The 22,092-nt window shown below is 72.8% G+C and carries 22 protein-coding genes; 6 read left to right on the top strand and 16 right to left on the bottom strand.

Going from position 1 to position 22,092, the window contains the following annotated elements; genetic code table 11:
- Positions 1 to 39: 39 nt before the first annotated feature.
- Both BM028_RS08675 and serS read right to left on the bottom strand, forming a co-directional pair.
- A complete protein-coding gene (locus BM028_RS08675; RefSeq protein WP_175496033.1) occupies positions 40 to 894 on the bottom strand; it encodes an HAD family hydrolase in 855 nt (284 codons plus the stop codon).
- Complete coding sequence (serS, locus tag BM028_RS08670; protein ID WP_092385995.1) at positions 891 to 2,156, bottom strand: serine--tRNA ligase; 1,266 nt, start codon at positions 2,154 to 2,156, stop codon at positions 891 to 893. The genes BM028_RS08675 and serS overlap by 4 nt, the downstream gene beginning before the upstream one ends.
- A gap of 105 nt (positions 2,157 to 2,261) precedes the next feature.
- Here serS and BM028_RS08665 point away from each other — a divergent pair, with 105 nt between their 5' ends.
- Complete coding sequence (locus BM028_RS08665; protein ID WP_083403430.1) at positions 2,262 to 3,332, top strand: diacylglycerol/lipid kinase family protein; 1,071 nt, start codon at positions 2,262 to 2,264, stop codon at positions 3,330 to 3,332.
- Between the two features lie 287 nt (positions 3,333 to 3,619).
- Here the strand turns inward: BM028_RS08665 and pheA are convergent, their stop codons facing one another.
- The 4 genes from pheA to BM028_RS08645 are packed head-to-tail and all read right to left on the bottom strand — an operon-like array spanning position 3,620 to position 7,073.
- Positions 3,620 to 4,576: a prephenate dehydratase gene (gene pheA / locus BM028_RS08660; protein WP_071296051.1), complete on the bottom strand. Its 957-nt coding sequence runs from the start codon at positions 4,574 to 4,576 to the stop codon at positions 3,620 to 3,622.
- A gap of 52 nt (positions 4,577 to 4,628) precedes the next feature.
- Positions 4,629 to 5,174, bottom strand: coding sequence for a MarR family winged helix-turn-helix transcriptional regulator (locus tag BM028_RS08655; protein WP_070418120.1), 546 nt, complete (start codon positions 5,172 to 5,174; stop codon positions 4,629 to 4,631).
- A gap of 28 nt (positions 5,175 to 5,202) precedes the next feature.
- On the bottom strand, positions 5,203 to 5,640 hold the full coding sequence (locus tag BM028_RS08650; RefSeq protein WP_092385993.1) for a hypothetical protein: 438 nt from the start codon (positions 5,638 to 5,640) through the stop codon (positions 5,203 to 5,205).
- On the bottom strand, positions 5,637 to 7,073 hold the full coding sequence (locus BM028_RS08645; protein WP_092385991.1) for a molybdopterin-dependent oxidoreductase: 1,437 nt from the start codon (positions 7,071 to 7,073) through the stop codon (positions 5,637 to 5,639). Before BM028_RS08645 ends, BM028_RS08650 begins: the two co-directional genes overlap by 4 nt.
- Positions 7,074 to 7,127: 54 nt before the next feature.
- On the opposite strand from BM028_RS08645, the gene BM028_RS08640 reads away from it, so the two are divergent.
- From BM028_RS08640 to BM028_RS08630, 3 genes are read left to right on the top strand one after another with little or no spacing between them, the layout of a single operon-like run.
- Positions 7,128 to 8,582 (top strand): glycosyltransferase family 87 protein, encoded by a 1,455-nt coding sequence (locus BM028_RS08640; protein WP_092385989.1) that lies wholly within the window; start codon positions 7,128 to 7,130, stop codon positions 8,580 to 8,582.
- Positions 8,583 to 8,587: 5 nt separating this feature from the next.
- On the top strand, positions 8,588 to 9,631 hold the full coding sequence (gene moaA, locus BM028_RS08635; RefSeq protein WP_092385987.1) for a GTP 3',8-cyclase MoaA: 1,044 nt from the start codon (positions 8,588 to 8,590) through the stop codon (positions 9,629 to 9,631).
- Positions 9,628 to 9,873 carry a MoaD/ThiS family protein gene (locus BM028_RS08630; RefSeq protein ID WP_070418116.1) on the top strand — a complete coding sequence of 82 codons (246 nt, stop codon included), beginning with the start codon at positions 9,628 to 9,630 and terminating at the stop codon, positions 9,871 to 9,873. The genes moaA and BM028_RS08630 overlap by 4 nt, the downstream gene beginning before the upstream one ends.
- Before the next feature lie 7 nt (positions 9,874 to 9,880).
- On the opposite strand, the gene BM028_RS08625 is transcribed toward BM028_RS08630, so the two are convergent.
- The 5 genes from BM028_RS08625 to BM028_RS08605 are packed head-to-tail and all read right to left on the bottom strand — an operon-like array spanning position 9,881 to position 14,134.
- A complete protein-coding gene (locus BM028_RS08625) occupies positions 9,881 to 10,927 on the bottom strand; it encodes an ABC transporter ATP-binding protein (RefSeq protein ID WP_092385985.1) in 1,047 nt (348 codons plus the stop codon).
- On the bottom strand, positions 10,924 to 11,748 hold the full coding sequence (locus BM028_RS08620) for an ABC transporter permease (RefSeq protein ID WP_070418114.1): 825 nt from the start codon (positions 11,746 to 11,748) through the stop codon (positions 10,924 to 10,926). Before BM028_RS08620 ends, BM028_RS08625 begins: the two co-directional genes overlap by 4 nt.
- A gap of 3 nt (positions 11,749 to 11,751) precedes the next feature.
- Positions 11,752 to 12,633: a molybdate ABC transporter substrate-binding protein gene (gene modA / locus BM028_RS08615; protein WP_092385983.1), complete on the bottom strand. Its 882-nt coding sequence runs from the start codon at positions 12,631 to 12,633 to the stop codon at positions 11,752 to 11,754.
- Positions 12,630 to 13,727 carry a ThiF family adenylyltransferase gene (locus BM028_RS08610; protein WP_092385981.1) on the bottom strand — a complete coding sequence of 366 codons (1,098 nt, stop codon included), beginning with the start codon at positions 13,725 to 13,727 and terminating at the stop codon, positions 12,630 to 12,632. Before BM028_RS08610 ends, modA begins: the two co-directional genes overlap by 4 nt.
- On the bottom strand, positions 13,724 to 14,134 hold the full coding sequence (locus tag BM028_RS08605; protein WP_092385979.1) for a TOBE domain-containing protein: 411 nt from the start codon (positions 14,132 to 14,134) through the stop codon (positions 13,724 to 13,726). The genes BM028_RS08610 and BM028_RS08605 overlap by 4 nt, the downstream gene beginning before the upstream one ends.
- Positions 14,135 to 14,226: 92 nt before the next feature.
- On the opposite strand from BM028_RS08605, the gene BM028_RS08600 reads away from it, so the two are divergent.
- The gene (locus BM028_RS08600; RefSeq protein ID WP_092385977.1) at positions 14,227 to 15,900 is read left to right on the top strand and encodes a glycosyltransferase family 39 protein; all 1,674 of its coding nucleotides are present in this window, start codon (positions 14,227 to 14,229) and stop codon (positions 15,898 to 15,900) included.
- 20 nt (positions 15,901 to 15,920) lie between these two features.
- Here BM028_RS08600 and BM028_RS08595 read toward each other — a convergent pair whose 3' ends face one another.
- The 5 genes from BM028_RS08595 to BM028_RS08575 all read right to left on the bottom strand — a co-directional run bounded on the left by BM028_RS08595 (position 15,921) and on the right by BM028_RS08575 (position 21,223).
- Entirely contained in the window at positions 15,921 to 16,853 is a 933-nt protein-coding gene (locus BM028_RS08595) for a 4-(cytidine 5'-diphospho)-2-C-methyl-D-erythritol kinase (RefSeq protein WP_070418109.1), read from the bottom strand.
- A gap of 9 nt (positions 16,854 to 16,862) precedes the next feature.
- Positions 16,863 to 18,179, bottom strand: coding sequence for an O-acetylhomoserine aminocarboxypropyltransferase/cysteine synthase family protein (locus BM028_RS08590; protein WP_092385975.1), 1,317 nt, complete (start codon positions 18,177 to 18,179; stop codon positions 16,863 to 16,865).
- Complete coding sequence (locus tag BM028_RS08585; RefSeq protein ID WP_092385971.1) at positions 18,179 to 19,231, bottom strand: LLM class flavin-dependent oxidoreductase; 1,053 nt, start codon at positions 19,229 to 19,231, stop codon at positions 18,179 to 18,181. The genes BM028_RS08590 and BM028_RS08585 overlap by 1 nt, the downstream gene beginning before the upstream one ends.
- Before the next feature lie 90 nt (positions 19,232 to 19,321).
- Positions 19,322 to 20,320 carry an ATP-grasp domain-containing protein gene (locus tag BM028_RS08580; RefSeq protein ID WP_092385969.1) on the bottom strand — a complete coding sequence of 333 codons (999 nt, stop codon included), beginning with the start codon at positions 20,318 to 20,320 and terminating at the stop codon, positions 19,322 to 19,324.
- 60 nt (positions 20,321 to 20,380) lie between these two features.
- Positions 20,381 to 21,223, bottom strand: a complete 843-nt coding sequence (locus BM028_RS08575; protein WP_092385967.1) for a helix-turn-helix transcriptional regulator — start codon at positions 21,221 to 21,223, stop codon at positions 20,381 to 20,383.
- A 101-nt stretch (positions 21,224 to 21,324) separates the two neighbouring features.
- Between BM028_RS08575 and BM028_RS08570 the strand changes: the two genes are divergently transcribed.
- Positions 21,325 to 22,068 (top strand): SDR family oxidoreductase, encoded by a 744-nt coding sequence (locus BM028_RS08570; RefSeq protein ID WP_071302902.1) that lies wholly within the window; start codon positions 21,325 to 21,327, stop codon positions 22,066 to 22,068.
- Positions 22,069 to 22,092: the final 24 nt, after the last annotated feature.

The following is a 22,092-nucleotide window of genomic DNA, read 5'->3' as shown; positions in this document are numbered from 1 at the left end:
CGTGGCGAGACGTGATCGCGTCCCGGCAAGTCTACCGGGCTAGCGCGGCAGGGAGTCGAGCGCAGCCGCCAGGCCGTCGTCGGTCACGCCGCCCGTGAGCTCGTTGCCCGCGTCCACGACGTCCTCGGGTGCCTGCCCCATGACGACGCCGCGCCCCGAGGTCGAGGCCCACCGGAGCATGTCGATGTCGTTCCGACCGTCCCCCGCGGCGAACACGCGGGACCGCGGGATGTCGAGCCACTCACGGACCCGTTCCATCGCGGTCGCTTTCGTCACGCCCTCGGGTGCGATGTCGAGCCACGACGTCCAGCCCACCGAGTACGAGACCTTGTGCAGCCCCATCCGCTCGACGATCTGCAAGAAGTCCTCGGTGTCGTGGCCGGGCGAGATGACGACGACACGGGTCGCCTCGACGCCGAGCAGCCGTTCGAACGGGACGTGCTCGCCAGCGACGGTCATCGTGTCGTCGGGGAAGTTGCCGGAGAGCAGGAAGTGGCCGGTCTGGTCCTCGACGCCGAACGCGGCGTTCTCGAGGGCGCCGTGGATCGTCCGGAGGACCTCGCTCGGGTCGAACTGCTCGACGTGCACCCGCTCGTAGGAACCGTCGGGCCGGCGCCCAAGGGTCAGCGCGCCGTTCGCGCAGACGAGGTACTTCGGCTGGATGCCGAGCGTGTCGAGCAGCGGGACGGTCATGCCCTCGCTGCGACCGGTGCTGAGCATGACTTCGTGCCCGGCTGCCTCGGCATCGCGGAGCGCGGCGATCACGGTGTCGGTGACGACACCGTCCTCGCGCATGGTGGTGCCGTCGATGTCGAGCGCCACCAACCAGCGCTTCGTCCGGGCCGGCGCACCCGCACCGGCCGAACCGTCGACGAACCGACCCTGCGTGCTCATCGGGGTTCGATCACCTCGACGCCGCCCAGGTAGGGACGGAGGACCTCGGGCACGACGACCGAGCCGTCGGCCTGCTGGTGCGTCTCGAGGATCGCGACGATCCACCGGGTGGTCGCGAGGGTGCCGTTCAGGGTCGCCACCGGCGCGGTCTTCCCGCTCTCGGTGCGGTACCGGATGTCGAGGCGCCGCGCCTGGAACGTCGTGCAGTTCGACGTCGACGTGAGCTCGCGGAAGGTGCCCTGCGTCGGGACCCACGCCTCGATGTCGTACTTGCGCGCCGCACTCGTGCCGAGGTCGCCACCCGCCACGTCGATCACGCGGTAGTGCAGCCCGAGGTCCTGCAGCATCTGCTCCTGGTACCCGACGAGCTTGGCGTGCTCGGCCTCGGCCTGGTCCGGGTGGACGTAGGCGAACATCTCGAGCTTGTTGAACTGGTGCACGCGCAGGATGCCGCGGTTGTCCTTGCCCGCCGACCCCGCCTCGCGCCGGTAGCAGGTCGACCAGCCGGCGTACCGCAGGCCGTCGCCACCGTCGAAGGAGAGGATCTCGTCGGCGTGGAACCCGGCGAGGGCGACCTCGCTCGTGCCGGTCAGGTAGAGGTCGTCCGCCTCGAGCCGGTAGACCTCGGCCGCGTGCTCGCCGAGGAATCCCGTGCCGGCCATGGTCTCGGGGCGCACGAGCGTCGGGGTGATGAGCGGCTCGAAGCCGGCGGCGATCGCACGGTCGAGGCCGAGCGACATCAGGGCGATCTCGAGCCGGGCACCGAGGCCGCGCAGGAAGTAGAACCGCGAGCCGGAGACCTTCACGCCGCGCGGGATGTCGATGATGCCGAGGTGCTCGCCGAGGTCGGCGTGGTCCTTGGGCTCGAAGTCGAACTCCGGCTTCGTGCCGACGGTGCGGAGCGTGACGAAGTCGTCCTCGCCGCCCTTCGGCACGTCGGGCAGGACGACGTTCGGGATGCTCCGGACGACCGCGTTGAAGGACTCCTCGGCCGCGGTGACGGTCGCCTGCGATTCCTTCACCTTCGCGGCGAGCGCCTGGGCCTGCTGCACGAGCGCGGCCTTCTCGTCCTTCGGGGCCTTCGCGACGGTCTTGCCGAAGGCGTTCTGCTCGGCCCGGAGGGACTCGAACGAGGTGATCGCGCTCCGCCGTGCCGCGTCCGCGGCGACGGCCTCGTCGACGACGGCGACGGAGGCGCCGCGCGCCTCCTGCGAGGCCTTGATGACGTCCGGGTTGTCACGCAGCAGCTGGGGATCGATCACCGGATCATCCTAGCCAGCGCCGGTTGCGGACCGGGTGCGAGACGGACTGGAGGCGCGGTGCGGGCCCGACCCGCGCCTCCAGGCTTCGATCGGTACCGTTGGTGCATGTCGACCCCTTCGGAGACCGCGCCCGCGGACCAGGACGCCCTCCAGACCGAACAGCGGACGGCCGCGGTGGTCTACAACCCGGTCAAGGTCCACCTGCCGACCCTCAAGCGCACCGTCGAGAAGCACCAGCAGGAGGCCGGCTGGGCCGAGACCCTCTGGTTCGAGACGACGGAGGAGGACCCGGGCGGCGGCATGGCCCGCGCCGCACTCGAAGCCGGAGCCGACGTCGTCGCCGCCGCGGGTGGGGACGGCACCGTCCGCGCCGTGGCCGAGGTGGTGCACGGATCCGACGCCTCGCTGGCGCTGCTGCCGAGCGGCACGGGCAACCTGCTCGCGCGGAACATGAAGTTGCCGCTGGACGACCTCGGCGGGATGGCCAAGGCGATCTTCACCGGGCACGACCGTTCGATCGACTTCGGACTGCTCGGTGTCGAGCGTCCCGACGGCTCCCGCGACCGGTTCGGCTTCGTCGTGATGGCCGGCCTCGGGCTCGACGCCCGCATGCTCGCGAACACGCGCCCCGAGCTGAAGAAGCGCGTCGGGTGGCTCGCCTACCTCGACTCGCTGTTCCGCTCCGTCCGGGACACCGACGGCTTCGAGTTCAAGTACCGGCTCGACGAGTCGGCACGCAACGGCTCGGTCCGGGCGCACTCGGTCATCGTCGGCAACTGCGGCATGCTCCAGGCCAACGCGATGCTCCTGCCCGATGCCGAGATCGACGACGGGGTGTTCGACATCGTCGTGATGCGGCCTCGCGGGTTCTTCGGCTGGGTGCGCATCGCGGCCCGGGTGTTCTGGGAGAACGGGATCCTGCGGTGGTTCCGCCGGTCGGCCCTGTCCGACACAGTGATCGGCCGCCGGATCACCACGGCCGCGAAGCAGGAGCGCCCACTGCGGTACCTGCGCGGCGAGGAGTTCACGCTGCGCCTGGCGAAGCCGGACGAGTTCGAGATCGACGGCGACCCGGTGGGCGAGATCGTGGCGTTCCGCGCGAAGATCGACCCGGGCTCGCTGGACGTGCGGATCCCCGCGGTCGAGCCGGCGACGGGCCGCGGCCGCCGGCGGTAGCGCGGGCCGCGCGCGCTGCGCGCGGCCGCGCGCGCTCCGCACAACGAAAGTCCATCGGAACCACGCGACGACGCGGTTCGGAGGGACTTTGGTTGTGCGGGAGCAGATCGCGCCGGTGCACGAGGGGGCGCGCGCAGCGCGCAGCGCAGCGCGCAGCGCAGCGCGCAGCGCCGCGCGCAGCGCGCAGCGCAGCGCGCAGCGCAGCGCGCAGCGCAGCGCGCAGCGCGCAGCGCAGCGCGCAGCGCGCAGCGCGCAGCGCGCAGCGCGCAGCGCTCAGCGCGCAGCGCTCAGCGCGCCTCGGGCTCGCCCGACACGATCGCGCGCAGCCAGTCGCGCGCCTCGACGAACGCGACGTCCGAGTAGCGCGCGGGCACCTCGGGCCGGACCCCGTCGGCCCGCGGGTACGACCCGAGGAACGTCACGCGCGGGCTGAACCGCCGCAGGCCGAGCAGTGCGTCCGCCACGCGCTCGTCCCGCACGTGCCCGTCGAGGTCGATGACGAACCGGTACCGCCCGAGCTCGTCGCCGATCGGCCGCGAGGACAGCAACCCCATGTTGATGCCCCGCGTCGCGAACTGCTCGAGCATGTCGACCAGGGCGCCGGGGTGGTCGGCGGGCAGTTCGACGATGACGCTGGTCTTGTCGGCGCCGGTCGGCTCGGGCAGCGCCAGGGTCTTCGACACGAGCACGAACCGGGTGACCGCCGAGGCGTTGTCCCCGATGGACGAGGCCAGGACCTCGAGCGCGTAGTGGTCGGTGATCCCCGGGGGTGCGACGGCGGCGTCGGCGGTGGGGTGCTCGTCGAGCAGGGCTGCCGCGGCGGCCACGTTCGAGGACGCCGGGATGTGCCCGTGGCCGCGGACGTTCGCCTCGAGCCAGTTGTGGGTCTGGGCGTAGGCCACGGGGTGGGCGTTCACGGTGCGGACGTCGGCGAGCGCGGTGCCGGGGCGGGCGACGAGCACGAAGTCGACGGGGACGAGGTACTCCCCCACGATGCGCACACCGGGGATCCGGGCGAGGGCGTCCTGCGTCGCGCTGACCCCGCCGTCGACGCTGTTCTCGATGGCGATGACGGCACCGATCGACCGGCCGCTGACGACGTCGTCGAGGGCCTCGCCGACGTTGTTCACGCTCCGCCAGGGCTTGCCGGCCGCGGCGTCCACGAGCTTGAGCGCAGCCTCGGTGAAGGTCCCTGCGGGTCCGAGGTAGGAGTACGTGTCGGACGGCGCGGCGGACTCGGTCATGCGGCGAGCCTATTGCAACGCCCACGGCCCGCAGGCGTGCGTGACGGCGGCGTCAGTCGGTCGCCGTGCCGGTCAGCCGGGCCTCGCAGATGGCGGGCTCGTCGTCGTCGCGCGGGTAGGTCAGGGCGGCGAACCGCCCCTCGGGGTCGAGCCGGCTGAGGAGCGCCGCGGCGATGCCGTCGAGCTGCCCGACCTGCTCGTCGCTCAGCGCGTCGATCACCACGCGACGGGCGGTCCGGACGTGGTCGGGGGCCGCGTCGACGATGGTCGCGTAGCCGGCGTCGGTCAGCCGGACGTCGGTCGCGCGCCGGTCGTCGGTCGAGGGACAGCGCGCCACGAGGCCGCGCTTCTCGAGCCGGGACACCACGTGGGACAGCCGCGGCAGCGAGGCGTTCGTCGCCGAGGCGAGCGCCGACATCCGGAGCGTCCGGGAGTCGGTCTCGGAGAGCATCGCGATGACCATGTAGTCGAAGTGCGTCAGGTCGGCGTCGCGCTGGAGCTGCTGGTCGAGCGCGGCCGGCAGGAGTTCCATGACCGCGACGAGCTTCATCCACGCGCGCAGCTGGTCGCGGGTGAGCCACGGGGTGTCGTCGGTCATGCGTCGAGTCTACCGAAAGGTTGTCGGTTCAACCAGTACTCGCGCGAACGCGTGCCGGACGACGTGCGGCGACCACGAGCACCACCACGACGACGAGCAGCAGGACCCCTTCGACGAGGAGCAGCCGTGCGCCGTAGTCGAACGGCAGCACCGTCGGGTTCTTCTGCCCGTGCGCCTTCGCCGCGATCTCCGGCAGGACCACGAGCGCGAGGACGCTCCCGAGCACGACGACCGCCTGCACGACGACGAGGGCCCAGGCCCGCAGCGTCCGCCCGGTCCGGCGGAGCAGGAGCCCCACTCCGACGACGAACGGCGACAGGATCGCGTCGTGCAGGATCACGGCCCCGAGGAGCCAGGTCGCCAGCCCCCAGATCCGGTTCGGTCGGACCGTCGTCACGAGGACGTACGCCCCGAACGCGATGACGAGCACCCCGACCACGACGAGCACGATGCGTGCGGCCCTCATGCGATCACCTCGATCTTCTCGATCCACTTGGTCTGCAGCACACCGGGTCGTCCGGGAGCGATGATCCGCGCCGGGAACCCGTGGTCGAGGTCGAGCGTCGCGCCGTTCAGCTCGAGCGCGACGAGCGTCGTCGGGTCCTCGGCGTACTCGGGCCCCATGTCCATGATGCGGTAGCCGCCGTGCCGCTCGAGGCTCGTCACCCGCACGTGCGACCCCGGCGCGGCCTGCACGGCGCCGAGCAGGTCGCGCATCCGCACGCCCTTCCAGGTCGCCATCTGGCTCCAGCCCTCGACGCACGAGATCGGGAGCTCGGCCTCGGCGGTGCCGAGCGCCACCAGCTCGGCTCGCGAGAAGGTGCGGACCACGTCGTGCCCGACGACGGTCAGGGACCAGTCGGCGGCGGTGGCGGTGGCGAGCACACCGGCGGCACGAGCCGTGCGGTTGACCGGCAGGTCGTTCGGCCCGCGGTGCCGCTGTCGGGCGCCGAACACGTTGAACGGCTCGGCGAGCGTGCTCGACTGTCCGGCGGTCAACGCCACGACACCGACCGTCGCGGCGGTCACGCCGGCGAAGAACCCGCGTCGGGCGATCCGCTCACGTCGACCGTCGGTCGCGTCCGGCGTGGCCCTGGAGGCGCGGCTCGCCTCCGCCGCACCGTCCTGCGGCACGCCGAGACTCGGCTCTGCGGACGCCGCTCGGGTCGCGGACGCCGAGTCCGGTCCGCCGGGACGAGTCTCGGCAGCGTCGGCCGGGACGGCCGGCTCGGCCGGCTCGGCCGGGACGCCGTCGACCCAGCGGAGCACGCGGCCGGTGATGCCGCGGGGGTAGGACGCGACCGCCTGCGGTGCCGGAGCCGACGTGGCGGGGTCGACCCGTGCCTCCTGGGACGGCGAGAGCAGCTCGCTCCCCGCGGCCGGGTCGACCACGAACCGGCCGTGCTCGTCGTACGAGTCCCGCTTCCGCCAGTACCGGGTGATCAGCCGGAGCTTCACGCCGATGTGCAGCACGAGCGACCCGATGAGCACGTACGCGAGCGCGTTGTGGACCTGCTTGAACGGGAACGGCCACGGGTACCACTGGTACGTGTTGAGCAGGCCCGTCGTCACCTGCACGATCGCCGACGCCACGAACACCGCGATGGACAGCCGCTCGAGCAGGTGCAGCGGCCCACGCACCGGCGGGGTCTGCACGAGTGCCGGCATGACCGTGTTGAGCTTCGCGAGCAGCAGCGGGATGATCGCGATCCCCGCGGTGATGTGCACGCCCTGCGTGAACTGGTAGAGCTGCGCGGGACGGGTCGGGAACCGCATCCACGGCAGCGGCTGCTGCAGGAAGTAGCTGTAGACGCCCGTCGCGAAGCAGACCAGGAACGCCACCCCGAGCAACCGCCCCAGGACGACCGCCGTCCGCGCGTTCCGGTTCGGCGACGCCATCGCGGATCGTGCATCCAGGAGCAGCCCGCGGACCATGGATAGCCTCGTCGCACCATGAGTGAACGACTTCGCCCCGGCCGACTCCTGCCGACCGTGCCGACCGTGCTGGCCGTGGTCGGCGTGCTCGCTCTGTCGGGCGTCATCGCCTTCGGCGTCACGCATCTGGGGTTCCTCCGGTCCGGTCATCGTTCCCCATTCGTTGCGTGGACCCTGATCGCTTGGACGGTGTTCGCGCTCGCGGTGCTCGCGCTGCGGTTCGTCCCGGCGAAGTGGATGACGTGGCTCGTGGTCGGCGGTGGCCTGGTGGTCGGGCTCGCCGCCGTCGCCGGGCCGCCGAACACCAGCACCGACTCTGCTCGCTACGCCTGGGACGGCATCGTGCAGCACGCCGGGATCTCGCCGTACGCGCACACGCCGCAGTCGACCGCGTTGTCCGGTCTGCGCCCCGACTGGCTCTTCCCCGACAAGGTCGACGGCACGTGCAAGCCGCTCGAACCCCGGTTCCGCGGGCTCGGCGACGGCGCGGACGGGCACTGCGTCGCGATCAACCGCCCGGACGTCGTGACGATCTACCCGCCGATGGCCCAGCTCTGGTTCGCGGCGGTGCGGGCGTTCGTGCCGGCCACCGCGCAGTACATGCCGTTCCAGGTCGCGGGGCTGCTCCTGTCGCTCGGCGTCACCGTGGGCCTGGTCGTCGTGCTCCGCAAGCTCGGACGACCGACGTGGTGGGCCGCACTGTGGGCGTGGTCCCCGCTCGTCGCGTCCGAGGCCGTCACCAACTCGCACGTCGACGCCCTCGGCGCGGCCCTGGCCACCGCCGGTGCCGTGCTCGTCGCCTTCGGCCGCCCGATCTGGGGCGGGATCGCCCTCGGCGCCGCGACCGCGACGAAGCTCATCCCCGCGCTCGTGTACCCGCCACTGCTCGGTCGGTGGCGGAACTGGTGGGCGATCCCGGTCGGCATCGCGGTGTTCGGGCTGCTCTACGTGCCGTACGTGCTGGCGACGGGCCTCGACGTCCTCGGCTACCTGCCCGGGTACCTGTCGGAAGAGGGCTACGAGGACGGCTCCCGGTTCGCCCTGGTCTCGCTCGTCTTCCACGGCGACGCGGCGACGCTCGTGGTCGGGCTGCTCGTCCTGCTGGCGGCGTTCGTGGCGTGGCGGCTGTCCGATCCCGCGCGGCCGTGGTCCGGCGAGGTCCTCGTCATCGGCGTGACGTTCCTCGCGGTGAGCCCGCGCTACCCCTGGTACGCGCTGCTCCTCATCCCCTTCGTGGTGCTCTCCGGGCGCTGGGAGTGGCTGTCGATCGGGCTCGCCATCGCCCTGCGCGGCGTCTGGCCGTCGGCGGACGCGTACCGCTGGTGGCTCGCCGCCGCGGTCGCCGTGGTCATCGTCGTCACGCTGGTGCGCACCCGGCGGTCCGACTGGGAGCGCTGGGGGCGCCGGCTCGCCTTCCGGGAACGAGCGCTCGCGATGTCATCAGGTGAAGGACCCGCCGACCCCGTACGCTGACGCTCATGGCACCCGCGACCATGCTCGGCTCGACCGGCGGCCTGCTCGACCGGTTCGGGCGGCGCGCGGTCGACCTGCGCGTGTCGCTCACCGAGCGCTGCAACCTCCGCTGCACCTACTGCATGCCGGCGGCCGGGCTGCCGTTCGCCCCCGACGACGCGCTCATGACCGCGGCCGAGATCGAGCGGCTCGTCCGGCTCGCGACCGACCGCTTCGGCGTGCGCAAGGTCCGCTTCACCGGCGGTGAGCCGATGCTCCGCCACGACCTCGTCGACGTGATCGCCCGGTGCGCCGCGCTCCCCGACGCACCGGAGCTGTCGCTCACCACGAACGCGATCGGGCTCGCCCACCGCGCAGCCGCCCTGTACGACGCCGGCCTCCGACGCGTGAACGTGTCGCTCGACACCGTCGACCCGGACGTCTTCACCACCGTCACCCGGCGCCCGTTCCTCGAGAAGGTCATCGCCGGGCTCGAGGCCGCCCGGGCAGCGGGGCTCGCGATCAAGGTCAACGCGGTGCTGCTGCGCGGCGTGAACGACCTCCTGGCGCCGGACCTCATGCGGTGGTGCCTCGACCGCGGCTACGAGCTCCGGTTCATCGAACAGATGCCGCTCGATCCCGACCACGCCTGGGACCGCACGTCGATGGTGACCGCGGCCGAGACCCGGGCGATGCTGTCCGAGTCCTTCGCCCTGGTGCCGGACGAGGCGCCCCGCAACGGCGCCCCGGCGGAGCGCTTCCGGGTGCTCGCACGGACGGCCGACGGCGGCGTCGGTGCGGAGCTCGGCACGATCGGCATCATCGCGAGCATCACCGAGTCGTTCTGCGCCGACTGCACCCGCACCCGTCTGACGGCCGACGGCAACGTCCGCAGCTGCCTCTTCTCGGACGACGAGACCGACGTGCTCGGCCCGATGCGCAAGGGTGCCTCCGACGACGAGGTCGCCGAGCTCTGGCGCCTGGCGATGTGGGCGAAGCCCCGCGACCACGGCGACGACAGCGACGAGCTGGTGCACCCCACCCGGGGCATGAGCGCGATCGGCGGATGACGGTGACGACGATCCGGTTCTTCGCCGCGGCCCGGGCAGCGGTGGGCGTGGACGACGTCGCGGTGCAGGCAGCGACGCTCGACGAGGCCCTGCGGTCGGTGACGGCGGACGACCCCGATCGGTGGCGGGCGCTGCAGGAGCGCTGCTCGTACCTCGTCGACGGGGTGACCACGCGCGATCGGGCGACCGGGCTCGACGGTGTGGCGGTCGTCGACGTCATGCCGCCCTTCGCCGGCGGCTGAGTCCGGCTCAGTCCGGCGTGGGTCCGTCCGGCCGGTAGACCGTCAGTTCGTCCGCCGGGACCGCGATCCGCACGGCGTCCCCCGGCGCGAGCCCCAGCGCCGCAGCCACCGCGACCGTGACGTCCGCCACGAGGTCGCCGGCCCGCACCCGGACGAGCCCGTCCCGCGGTTCGAGTCCGGTCACCCGGCGCTCCGGCCCGGCACCGTCGCGCGTCACGACGGCGGCCGTCGGGTGGTAGACGGCGAGGGCGGACGAGCCAGGAGGCGCGGTGCCGGTCGACGACGCGAGCGCACCCCCGTCGTCGAGGGCGATCCCACCCCGGGTGGCGGTGCCGCGCAGGAGCGTCAGGCCCGAGAAGGACGCCGCGAACGCGCTGGTCGGACGCCCGAGGACGACGGCGGTCGGCCCCTGCTCGGCGACCCGGCCGCCCTCGAGCACGACGATGCGGTCCGCGAGGGTGACGGCCTCGAGCGGGTCGTGCGTGACGAGGACCGTCGGTCGACCGGTCCGGGCGGTCCCGAGGGCGGAGCGGACCTCGGTCCGGGCGTCGACGTCGAGCGCCGAGGTGGGCTCGTCGAGCAGCAGGAGCGCCGGCTCGGTGGCGAGGGCCCGGGCGATCGCCACGCGCTGGGCCTGCCCTCCCGAGAGCGTCCCCGGTGCGCGGTCCGCCAGACCGGCCACGCCGACGGCGGCGAGGGCCGCGTCGGAGCGGAGCCGCGCCTCCTGGCCCCCGGAACCGTCCGCGCGCGGTCCGTAGCCGACGTTGCGGGCGACCGACAGGTGGGGGAAGAGGTCCGCGCGCTGGGCGACGAGCCCGACCCCGCGGCGGTGCGCTCGGACGCCCGTGAGGTCGCGGTCGCCGAGCAGGACCGATCCGGACCGGATGCGCAGCAGTCCGGCGAGGGCCTCGACGACCGTGGACTTGCCCGCGCCGTTCGGCCCGACCAGCGCGACGCACTCGTCCGGTGCGACGTCGAGGTGGACGTCGACGCCACGGTCGGGGACGACGACGTGGGCGCGGAGGCCGCTGTGCGCCGGACGCTCGCGGCTCATGCGAGTGCCGTCCGGGTGCGGAGCGCGGAGGCACCGATGACCACCAGCGCGACGACGACCAGCACGAGCGCCAGCGCGACCGCGGTGTCCGGGTCGATCTCGCGCTGCAGGTAGATCTCGAGGGGCAGCGTCCGGGTGACGCCCTGCAGGCTGCCGGCGAACGTGAGGGTCGCGCCGAACTCCCCGAGGGCACGGGCGAAGCAGAGGACGAGGCCGGCCAGGATGCCCGGGAGCACCCGCGGTGTCGTCACCGTCAGGAACGTCCGGGTCGGGGACGCACCGAGCGTCGCGGCGACCCGCTCGAACCGGTCGCCCCCGACGCGCAGCGCACCCTCGATCGAGGACACCAGGAACGGCATCGCGACGAAGGTCTGCGCGATCACGACCGCGGCCGTGGTGAAGGCGATCCGGAGACCGTGGTCGTCGAGCCACGCCCCGACGACGCCGAGCCGACCGAACGCCGCGAGCAGGGCCAGCCCCCCGACGACCGGCGGCAGCACGAGCGGCAGCAGGACCAGGGCGCGTGCGGCCCCGATCCACCGCGACGTGGACCGGGCGAACAGGACGGCGAGCGGGTAGCCGAGCACGAAGGCGATGCCCGTCGCAGCGGCGGCGGTCCCGAGGCTCAGTCCGAGGGCGGTGAGCGACGCGGGCGACGTGACGAGTGCGCCGAACGACCCCCAGTCGACGCGGCCGACCATCGCCAGGACCGGGACCACCACGAACAGGCCGCCGAGGACCGCCGGGACCGGCAGCCACCACGGCACCGGGGTGCGGACGGACGGGCTCGCCCGGGGTGTTCGGTCAGTGTGGTCGGGCACGGCTCAGGGGGCTCCGAAGCCGGCGTCGGCGAGCACCTTCTGGCCGGCGTCGGAACGCACGTACGCCGTGAACGCCGCCGCGAGGTCGGGGTTCGACGCGTCCTTCAGGACACCGATCGGGTAGGTGTTCACGGCCTTCGACGCCGCGTCGAACCGGACGCCGTCGACCTTGCCGCCGGCACCCTCGACGTCGGTCACGTAGACGAGTCCCGCGTCCGCCTGGCCGGACTCGACCTTGCCGAGGACGTCGGTCACCGACTGCTCCTCGCTGACCGGCTGCAGGTCGACACCGGTGGCCTGCTCGACCTTCGCGGTCGCGGCACCGCACGGCACCGGGGTGGCGCAGGTGACGAGCTGCACGTCCGAGGCGGTCAGGTCGTCGAGGTCCTTGATCCCCTTCGGGTTGCCGGGAGCCACGGCGATCTCGAGGACGTTCGTGGCGAAGTCCCGCGGCGAACCGGCGGCGATGTCGGTCTGCACGAGCTTGTCCATGTTCGCCTCGTCGGCGGACGCGAAGACGTCGGCGGGGGCGCCGTTCTGGATCTGCGTGACGAGGTCGCTCGAGCCGGCGAACGAGAAGGTGATCGTGGTCCCCGGGTGGGCGGCCTCGTACTGCTCGCCGAGGGTCGTGAACGTCTTCTGGAGCGACGCCGCGGCGAAGACGGTGATCTTCCCGGTCGGGGCCGCGGCCGTGCTGCTCGCGCTGGTGCTCGGGGCGGTCGTGTCCGTCGTGCCAGCCGTGCCAGCCGTGCCGGCCGTGCCAGCCGTGCCGGCCGTGCCAGCCGTGTCGGCCGTGCTGCAGCCGGTGAGGCCGACGGCGAGGCCGACGGCGACGAGGGCGGTCGCGGCGATCAAGAAGGCGGCGTCCCGCACATGCGTCGTCATTGCTCGATCGTATCCGCATCTGCGGTCGCTGTGGGCCGGATCGTCGGCAGGCCCTCCCGGTCCCAGGCCTGGATCCCACCGTCGAGGACCGTCGCGTCACGACCTGCGGCACGGGCTGCGCGTGCCCAGGCGGTCGCTCGGACGCCGCTGGCGCACACCACGACGACGGGTCGGTCGTCGTCTGCGGCGAGGTCGTCCGGCGGGATGCTGCCGGCGACGATCCCGGTGGCGCGTTCCGCCGGGGTGCGGACGTCGACGAGGACGGGTCCGCCGCTGCCGCCGGCGGTCCGGTCGAGTCGGGCGGCGAGTGCCGCCGGGGCGATCCGGGGCGGGGCCTCGTCCACCGAGGGGGCCGGACGCCGGGAGCCCGGGCCGCGTCGCAGCGTGCTCTCGGTCCAGCGCCACCGTCGCGCATCGACCGTGAGCACCCGGCCGGTCAACGGCTCCCCGATGCCGGCGACGAGCGCGGTCACCTGGGCCGCCATCACCGAGCCGACGGCGCCGCACAGCGCGGGCAGCACGCCGTCGAGCGCGCAGGACCCCTCGTCCGGCAGGGCGTCCGGGTGCAGGTCGTGGAAGTCGATCGGCTCCGGCCCGGCGTCGTGGAACACGGACACCTGCCCGTCGGTGCCGAGGACCGTGCCCCACACGAACGGCACCCCGGCCGTGGAGCAGGCGTCCGAGATCGCTCGGGTGACCTCGACGCTGTCCGCGGCGTCGACGACCACGTCGTGGCCCGCGACGTGGTCGGCGTGGAACGGCTCGGCGAGTGCGACGACCTCGAGCTCCGGGTCGACGCCACGCACCCGCTCGGCCGCGCACTCGGCCTTGGGTCGGCCGACGTCCGCCGCGGCGAAGAGCGTCTGCCGTGCCAGGTTGGACGTGTCGACGACGTCGTGGTCGACGATGGTGACGCGGCGGAGCCCCGACCCGGCCAGGTACGTGAGCACGGGCGCGCCGAGGCCACCGGCACCGACGACGAGGACACTCGCCTCGGACAGTGCCCGGACGGCCCGGTCCCCCGCGCCCTGGAGCGCCGCGGTGCGGGACAGCAACCGACGGCGGTCGTCGCTCGTGTGCCGGTCGTCGGTCATGCGTCCGTCGGTTCCGCCGGCACCTCGACCGACACCATCGTCGCCTTGACCGATGCGACGGCGACCGTCCCGACCTCGAGCCCGAGGTCGCGGACGGCCTCGGCGCTCATGAGCGACACGATCCGGTGCGGGCCGCTCTGCAGCTCCACCTGCGCCATCACGCCGTCGACCACGAGGTCGGTGACGATCCCGACGAACCGGTTGCGCGCCGAGCTCTTGGTCCCCGACGGGTCGTCGAGCTGCCCGCCGGTGCCGCGGATGTGCGCCGCGAGTTCCCGCCCGTCCACGACGGTCCGTCCGGAGGGGTCGGTCCCCCGCGTGAAGGTCCCGGCGTCGACCATCCGCCGGACGGTGTCGTCGCTGACGCCGAGGTACCGCGCGGCGTCGCGGATGCGGAGCTTCGTCATGGTCCTCCGCACGATACCGGTATGTGGAACTCTCAGTCTGGGGTGCGGGGACGCCGGGCACCTGCCCAGCCGCCGCGGATACCGTCCTCACCGTGACTGCACCACGGACCGGCACCATCAGCATCCCCCGAACGTCGGGGATCGCGCCGGTCCGTGCCCGCTCCCGCTCCTGGTTCCGCGGCCTCGTGTCGAGCATCGGCACCGCCGTCGTCCGCACGCCCGAGCTGACGGTCGGCGCGTTCGGCGTGATCGTCTGCGCCGCCTTCGCCTGGGTCCCGTCGCTCTGGTACGACGAGGCCGCGACGGTCACGAGCGCCCAGCGGACCTGGCCGCAGCTCTGGGCCGAGCTGCACAGCGTCGACGCCGTGCACGGGCTCTACTACTCGCTGATGCACGTCTGGTTCTGGCTCGTCGGGTACACACCGTTCACGCTGCGGTTCCCGAGCGCCCTGGCCATCGGCGTGGCGGCGGGGCTCCTCGTCGCGCTCGGGCGCCGGCTCGGCGGACTCCGCCTGGGCATCACCGCCGGGCTCGTGTTCCTCGCGCTGCCCCGCGTGCAGTGGGCCGGGTCCGAAGGTCGGCCGTACGCCACGATCACGACCCTGGCCGTCTGCCTCACCCTCGTCGGTCTGACCGCGGTCCGCCGCACCCGGACAGGTCGCAGCCTGCACTGGTGGGCGGCCTACGGAGCACTCGCACTCGTCTCGGTGACCTTCAACGTCTACCTCTCGCTCGCAGTCGTCGCGCACGCCGTGACCCTGCTGTGGACGCTGGTCGCCCGCCGCGCGGCCGTCCGTCGCGCCACGGTGTCCCGTCGCGGCCACGACCTGGGTCCGGCGCTCGTGACGCGCGGGGTCCTGGTCCGCTGGGCCGTCGCAGCCGCCTTCGCCGCCGTGGCCGTCTCGCCGCTCGTCGTCGAGGTCGCCTCGCAGTCGAAGCAGGTCGCGTGGATCGCCGGCATCGGCGAACGCACGGGCGTGCAGGTGTTCGCCACGGCCTGGTTCGGCGGCGTCGACGTGTACGCCGCGGGCGCGTGGGCGCTCATGCTCGTCGGCACGGTGTTCGCCCTCGTCGAGGCGCACCGGCGCTCCGCCACGGTCCGGTCGCTCGTCCGGGCGCAGGCGGTCCGCGTCGCCGTGCCGCTCGTCGTCATCCCGACGGCCGCGCTCGTCCTCGCCACGGCGATGGGGAAGCACCTGTACTCCCCGAAGTACGCCACGCTCAGTCTGCCGTTCGTCGCACTGCTCATCGCCCTCGCCCTGACGCTGGTCCGGCCGAAGGCACTGCTCGCCGCCGCCGTGGCCGCCGTCCTCGTGCTGTCGGTGCCGACGGCCGTGGCCGTGAAGGAGCCGCTCGCGAAGCAGGACTCGACCTGGGCCCGTGCCGCCTCGATCATCGCCGCCGAGCGGAGCACCAACCGCGCCGACGCCGACGAGGGTGTCGTGTTCGGCAGCGTCTACGGGCACCCCGGCACCACCGCCGACGTCATCCGCGTCTCCTACCCGTCGGCGTTCGCCGGCATGACTGACCTCGGCGTGCGCAAGGTCGGAGCCGAGTCCGGCGTCCTGTGGAACCAGACCGGGGACCTCGAGACGACGATCCCGAGCCGCCTGGGCGACATCGACACGGTCTGGTTCGTCGGCGGGACGGTGAAGGCGCGCAACATCGAGCCCGAGACGGCCGCGGTGCTCGCGGAGCACGGTTTCACCGCCAAGGAGCACTGGAAGACCGGCACGGTCGTCATCACGGAGTACGTCCGGAACTGACCGGCCGACGGGGCTCGCTGTCAGTGCAGGACGCGGGCGCCGTGCACCGGTCCGGCCGCACGCACCGCGACCATGCCGGCGGCGCTGAGCTCGACCTGCACCTCGAGCGCGGCATCGCGGTCGGCGACGAGGAACGCCACCGTCGGCCCACTGCCCGACACCAGTCCGGCGAGGGCACCGGCCTTCTCCCCGATCTCGAGCGTCGTCGCGAGCGCGGGCTGGAGGCGCATCGCCGGGGCCTGCAGGTCGTTGTGCAGGCAGTCCGCGAGCAGGTCGGGATCGCCGGCGCGGAGGGCCTGCAGCACGTTCGCCTCGACCACGGGCGTGGTGGGTGCCGGCGCGATGTCCGCACGGTACCGCTCACGGTGTTCGTCGAGGGCCCGGTACACGGCGGGCGTCGAGAGGCCGGCGTCGCTCAGGGCGAGCACCCAGTGGAACTCGCCCTTGGCCAGCGCCGGGCTCAGCTCGTCGCCGCGCCCGGTCCCGACCGCGGTCCCGCCGGCGAAGGCGAAGGGCACGTCGGCGCCGAGCTGCGCGGCGAGGCGCAGCAGTTCCTCGCGCCCGAGCGCGGTCCCCCACAGCGTGTCGACGGCGAGCAGGGTCGCTGCGGCGTCGGCCGATCCACCGCCCATCCCACCGGCGACCGGGACCTGCTTGTCGATGGTGAGCCGGACACCCCCGCGGTACCCGGCGGCGTCGGCCACGAGTCGCGCAGCCCGGATCGCGAGGTTCGACTCGTCGACCGGGACCGACCGGGTGTCGATCGGCCCGGTGAAGGTCACCGAGAAGTCGTCCGCCGGCTCGGCCGAGACGTCCTCGTACAACGAGACCGCCTGGTACGCCGTCGCCACGTCGTGGTACCCGTCGTCCTGCAGGGCCCCCACCGACAGGTAGACGTTGATCTTCCCGGGGGCGCGCGTCCGCACACGGGTCGGTGCGGCCAGCGTGGTCATGCCCCCAACCTATCCCGACGCAGCCGCGAAGCCGCGCGCGAGGTCCGCGAGGATGTCGTCCACGTGCTCGAGTCCGATGGACAGCCGGATGAGCCCGTCCCCGACCCCCGCGGCCGCCCGCTCCGCCGAGGTCATCTGCACGTGGGTCGTCGACGCCGGGTGCACGACGAGCGAGCGCACGTCACCGATGTTCGACACGTGGTCGAACAGCTCGAGCGCCGCGACGAACCGCCGCCCGGCGTCGACCCCGCCGTCGAGGTCGAACGCGAGCACCGCCGACGGACCCGCCGGCACGTACCGCTGGGCGAGTTCGTGCCACGGCGACGACGGCAGCCCGGCGTAGTGCACGCCGAGCACCTGGTCGTGCGCGTCGAGCCACGTCGCCACCGCGGCCGCGTTCGACACGTGCCGGTCCATCCGGAGCGACAGGGTCTGGATGCCCTGCAGCACGAGGAAGGCGTTGAAGGGTGCGATCGCCGGCCCGAGGTCGGCGGAGAGCTTCGAGCGGGTGCGCTGGATGAAGGCGCGCCGCCCGAACTTCTCCGCGAAGTTCGTGTTCGCGAACCCGGACTGCTCGGTCGTGGCGAGCTGCGGGTACCGCTCGGCGTGCGCCGCCCAGTCGAAGTTCCCGCTGTCGACGATGAGCCCGGCGATGGCGCTGCCGTGCCCCGCGAGGTACTTCGTCGCCGAGTGCACGACGATGTCCGCACCGTGCTCGATCGGCCGGACGAGGTAGGGCGTGGCGATGGTGTTGTCGACGATGAGCGGCACGCCGTGCTCGTGCGCGACACCGGCCACCCCCGCGAAGTCGAGGACGTCGCCGCGCGGGTTCGGGATCGACTCGCCGAAGAACGCCTTCGTCTCCGGACGGACCGCCGCCGCCCACTCGTCGAGGTCCGTCGGGTCCTGCACGAACGTGAACGCGATGCCGAGGTCGCCCAGGGTGGAGGCGAAGAGCGTGTAGGTCGCGCCGTAGAGCGACGCACTCGACACGATGTGGTCTCCGGCGCGGGCCAGGCCGAGGACGGCGAGCGAGGTCGCGGCCTGCCCGGACGCGAGCGCGAGGGCGCCGACACCGCCCTCGAGGTCGGCGATGCGACGCTCGAGCGCGGCAGCCGACGGGTTGTTCACCCGCGAGTACGTGTGACCGGGCGCGTTGAGCATGAACCGGTCGGCCGCGTCCTCGCCCGACGGGTACACGAACGCGGCGCTCTGCGCGATCGGCGGCACGTTGGCACCGAACCCGGGGTCCGCCCGGAAGCCGGCACGGATCTGCCGGGTCTCGAAGGCCCAGCCGGCCTCGGTGCCGTCGGAGGCGTCGCCCATCAGACGACCGCCCCGGACGGCGCGGCCACGGACGGCCGGACGAGCGGGATGACCTGCTCGCCGAACCGGTCCATCTCCTCGAGCTGCGGCGAGAACTGCAGCAGCAGCGTGTCCACCCCGGCGTCCTCGAACTCGCGGATCCGCGCGGCCACCTGCTCCGGCGTCCCCACGAACCCGGGGCGGAGCCCACGGTTCGACACCGAGTAGTCCTCGAGCGACGGCACGTGCTCGAGCTGCGACTTCGAGATGAAGTCCTGGTACGACTCGTACGCGTGCCCGTGCTGCACGTCGGTGATCCGGGCGAGCTCGGCCTGCGCCTCTTCCTCGGTCTCGCGGACGATGACGTAGGCGGCCATGCCGAACGCCTCGAACGGCGGCAGCCCGGCGTCGACACGGCGTTCCTTCATCTCGGCGATCTTCGTCCGGAGCTCCTCGACGGTGCCGCCGTGGGTCACGTAGGCGTCGGCGTACCCGGTGATCGCCGCCTTGCCGGCCTCGCTCTCGCCGCCGGCGTAGATGCGCGGGGTGACCCGGGGCTTCGGCTCGAGGTGGCTGTTCTCGATGTCGTAGTACTCGCCGTGGAAGGAGTACGGCGTCTCCCGCCAGAGCCCCTTCATGATCTCGACGAACTCCGCCGTGCGCTTGTACCGGTCGTCGTGCTCCGAGAAGATGCCGCCGTACTGCTTGGCCTCTTCCGCCCACCACGCGCTCACCACGTTGAACGTGAACCGGCCGCACGAGATGTCGTCGATCGTCGCCGCCTGCTTCGCCGTCACCGCGGGCAGGTGGTACCCGGGTCGCATCGCCGCCATGATCTCGAGGCGCTCGGTCGTCGCCGCGATGGCCGCGGCGAGCGACCAGGCCTCCAGCGAGGGCGCGGCCGTGCCCTTGATGTCGTTGAGGTTGAGCTCCGGCACGAGCGTCAGGTCGAAGCCGATCCGCTCGGCGCGCTGCGCCAGCCGCTTCACGTAGTCGAAGGTGACCGGCATGTTCTCGTTGTCGACGTTGCGCAGCCAGCCGCCGAAGAGCGGGGTCCAGTATCCGAATCGCACGGGGTGAGTTCCTTGGGGAGGTGGGGAGTGACGTACTGGAGGCGCGGGGCGGGCCCGCACCGCGCCTCCAGTCCGGTGGATCTTGCGTTCTCAGGCCGTGAGCTGCGCCGCGTACTGCGTCTCCAGCAGGCCCCCGAGGTACCGTGCGATGGAGCGCGGGCCGGAGGCCGGCGCGGTCTCCTCGACGGCGGGGTTGTAGTTCGTGTTCGTGTTGATGTCGTAGACGACCGTGCGACCGTCCGTCGTCTCCATGAACTCGACGCCCGCGATCTGGATCCGCTGCTCGGCCAGGAACGTGCGGAGCTGCTGGACGAGCGGGTGCTCGGCGGTGACCTCCGTGCGGACGCTGAACGCCGGGGGTGCCCCGGCGACCTCGGTGCCGGGGACGTCGCAGACGGCACCGGCGATGACCTGCGGGACCTCGCACGCGTCGGCCGGGCACAGCTCGAAGCTGCCGGCGCTCGTGTCGACGCGGACGGCGTAGACGAACTCGCCGCCGACGAACTCGACGCGTGTGATGAACGGCTCGCGAGCGGTGAGGTACTCCTGCAGCAGGGTGATGCCGTCGACGGGCTCCTCGAACTCCGGGCTGTCGACGTAGGCGTCGAACTCGGCGAGCGAGTCGAACCGGCGGACGCCGAGGCCCTTGCCGCCCTGGTTGTGCTTCGTGATGAACGGCACGTCCTGGCCGCCGGTGAAGTCGTGGGCCGCCTGCTTCAGGGTCGTGCGCCCGAAGACGGCCGTGGTGCGGGGCACGTCGAACCCGGCGTTCCGGAGCAGTCCGTGCTGGGCGACCTTCGAGACCTCGAGCTCGAGGACGTGGCTGCCGCCGACGACCTGTCGACCGGCCCGCTCGAGCCAGCCGAGGACCGCGCGGGTGTACTCCTTCGAGTGCTCGTGCCCGCGCGTGTGGGAGCTCGCCGACATCCGCGACCAGTAGACGCCCGGTTCGGGGTCGGCTGCGAGGTCGATCTGTCCCTCGGTGAGGAGGATCTCCTCGACGGGGACCCCCTCGGCCTCGAAGGCAGCGGCGAGCGGCGGGAACCACTCGGGGTTCTCGTGGATGACGTACACGCGGGGAGTGCTCACCTCGCCACCCTAGGCACGGCCTGCCGGGAGTCGCCAGGTGTGTGACGCGGGTTTACTCCGTCAGCGGGCGAAGGTCTGCTGGCCGACGACGCCGAGGAGCTCGAGCTTCTGCGCGTCCTCGCTGCCCGTCGGTGCCGTGAAGAGCAGCAGCGCCTGCGTCTGGCTCGTCGTGTGGAGCACCTGGCAGTCCACGGTGATGCGGCCGAGCTCGGGGTGGACGAACGTCTTGTGGTCCTCCCACCGGCTCGCCACCTCGTGCAGGGACCACAGCGCTCGGAAGTCCGCGCTGTCCGCCTCGAGGTCGGCGATGAGCTCCGCCGCCCGGGTGTCCGTCGGTCCCGCGGCGCCGACCGCTGCACGGAGTGCGGCGACCTGTGCCCGGGCGAGCCGCTCGTGCTCCTCCGGCGCGTACTTCGCCCGTTCGTAGCCCGTCATGAACCAGCGCCACGGCTGGTACCGCTCGTTGCCCGGCAACCCCGTGGTCGTGCCGAGGAGCGCGGCCCCGAGCCGGTTCTCGACGAGGGTCTCCCCCAGGTCGTTCACCACGATCGCCGGGGTGTCCTCGAGGCGGTCGAGCACCCGGAGGATCGCGGGGTCGACGTGGTCGGAACGGTGGACCCGAGCGGGCGCGTTGTGCCCGGCGAGGCGGAACAGGTGGTCGCGCTCGTCGAGGCTGCAGCGGAGCGCCCGGGCGATCGCCGCCACCATCTGCTCGGACGGCTGCGGTCCGCGCTGCTGCTCGAGGCGCGTGTAGTAGTCGGCGGACATCCCCGCCAGCGCGGCGACCTCCTCGCGCCGGAGGCCCGGCGTGCGGCGGCGCTGCCCGGATCCGAGTCCGACGTCCTCGGGGCGCAGCAGTTCGCGGCGGCGGCGGAGGAAGTCGGCGAGCCCGGGGCGGTCCATGCCTTCATCGTGCACCGGGTCCGGCGACCGTGCCAGGGATCGGCGGTCCCCCGATGACGGCGCTCTGGTTCGGGCGGTCGGGCAGGTGGATCGTGGTCGTCATGGACATCACGAACTCCACCGTCTTCATCCCCGGCGCGACCTCGGGCATCGGCCTCGGGCTGGCCCAGCGCCTGCAGGCAGCGGGCAGCACCGTCGTCATCGGCGGCCGACGTCGCGCCCTGCTCGACTCACTGCACGACGAGTACGGCTTCGGCACCGTCGAGCTCGACGTCACCGACCCAGCGTCGATCACCGCCGCGGCCGCCTCCGTCATCGATGCCTACCCGTCGCTCGACGCCCTCGTCACGATGTCGGGCATCATGCGCGCCGAGGACCTGCGATCGTCGGAGCACCTGGCCGACGCCGTCGCCACCGTCGAGACGAACCTGCTCGGCACCATCCGCCTCATCGACGCGTTCCTGCCGCACCTGCTCGGTCGTCCGGCGTCGACGATCGTCACCGTGTCGTCGGGGCTGGCGTACACACCGCTCGCCGCGACCCCGACCTACAGCGCCACGAAGGCCGCGGTGCACTCGTACACGCAGTCGCTCCGCCAGCAGCTGACCGGGTCCCCCGTCTCGGTGCTCGAGCTCGTGCCGCCGGCGGTCGCCACGGATCTGATGGGCGAGGGCGTCGACTTCGGCGGGATGCCGCTGGCCTCGTTCCTCGACGAGGTGGTGTCGCTGCTGCAGGCCGGCGCCGCGCCGGAGATCCTGGTGCAGAACGTGCTGCCGCTGCGGTGGTCGGAGCGGGACGGGACGCAGCAGCAGCTCATCGAGGCGCTGGCGTCGCGGGGGCACTGACGACCGGCTCGCCGTCCGTCTCGC

Source organism: Curtobacterium sp. YR515 (assembly GCF_900113095.1).
Lineage (GTDB): Bacteria > Actinomycetota > Actinomycetes > Actinomycetales > Microbacteriaceae > Curtobacterium.
This window is presented reverse-complemented; position numbering and strand designations above follow the sequence as displayed.

Coding starts and splice junctions, on each gene's coding strand:
- BM028_RS08675 (WP_175496033.1), bottom strand. CDS start 894: ATGAGCACGCAGGGTCGGTTCGTCGACGGTTCGGCCGGTGCGGGTGCG.
- BM028_RS08665 (WP_083403430.1), top strand. CDS start 2,262: ATGTCGACCCCTTCGGAGACCGCGCCCGCGGACCAGGACGCCCTCCAG.
- pheA (WP_071296051.1), bottom strand. CDS start 4,576: ATGACCGAGTCCGCCGCGCCGTCCGACACGTACTCCTACCTCGGACCC.
- BM028_RS08655 (WP_070418120.1), bottom strand. CDS start 5,174: ATGACCGACGACACCCCGTGGCTCACCCGCGACCAGCTGCGCGCGTGG.
- BM028_RS08650 (WP_092385993.1), bottom strand. CDS start 5,640: ATGAGGGCCGCACGCATCGTGCTCGTCGTGGTCGGGGTGCTCGTCATC.
- BM028_RS08645 (WP_092385991.1), bottom strand. CDS start 7,073: ATGGCGTCGCCGAACCGGAACGCGCGGACGGCGGTCGTCCTGGGGCGG.
- BM028_RS08640 (WP_092385989.1), top strand. CDS start 7,128: ATGAGTGAACGACTTCGCCCCGGCCGACTCCTGCCGACCGTGCCGACC.
- moaA (WP_092385987.1), top strand. CDS start 8,588: ATGGCACCCGCGACCATGCTCGGCTCGACCGGCGGCCTGCTCGACCGG.
- BM028_RS08630 (WP_070418116.1), top strand. CDS start 9,628: ATGACGGTGACGACGATCCGGTTCTTCGCCGCGGCCCGGGCAGCGGTG.
- BM028_RS08625 (WP_092385985.1), bottom strand. CDS start 10,927: ATGAGCCGCGAGCGTCCGGCGCACAGCGGCCTCCGCGCCCACGTCGTC.
- modA (WP_092385983.1), bottom strand. CDS start 12,633: ATGACGACGCATGTGCGGGACGCCGCCTTCTTGATCGCCGCGACCGCC.
- BM028_RS08610 (WP_092385981.1), bottom strand. CDS start 13,727: ATGACCGACGACCGGCACACGAGCGACGACCGCCGTCGGTTGCTGTCC.
- BM028_RS08605 (WP_092385979.1), bottom strand. CDS start 14,134: ATGACGAAGCTCCGCATCCGCGACGCCGCGCGGTACCTCGGCGTCAGC.
- BM028_RS08595 (WP_070418109.1), bottom strand. CDS start 16,853: ATGACCACGCTGGCCGCACCGACCCGTGTGCGGACGCGCGCCCCCGGG.
- BM028_RS08590 (WP_092385975.1), bottom strand. CDS start 18,179: ATGGGCGACGCCTCCGACGGCACCGAGGCCGGCTGGGCCTTCGAGACC.
- BM028_RS08575 (WP_092385967.1), bottom strand. CDS start 21,223: ATGGACCGCCCCGGGCTCGCCGACTTCCTCCGCCGCCGCCGCGAACTG.
- BM028_RS08570 (WP_071302902.1), top strand. CDS start 21,325: ATGGACATCACGAACTCCACCGTCTTCATCCCCGGCGCGACCTCGGGC.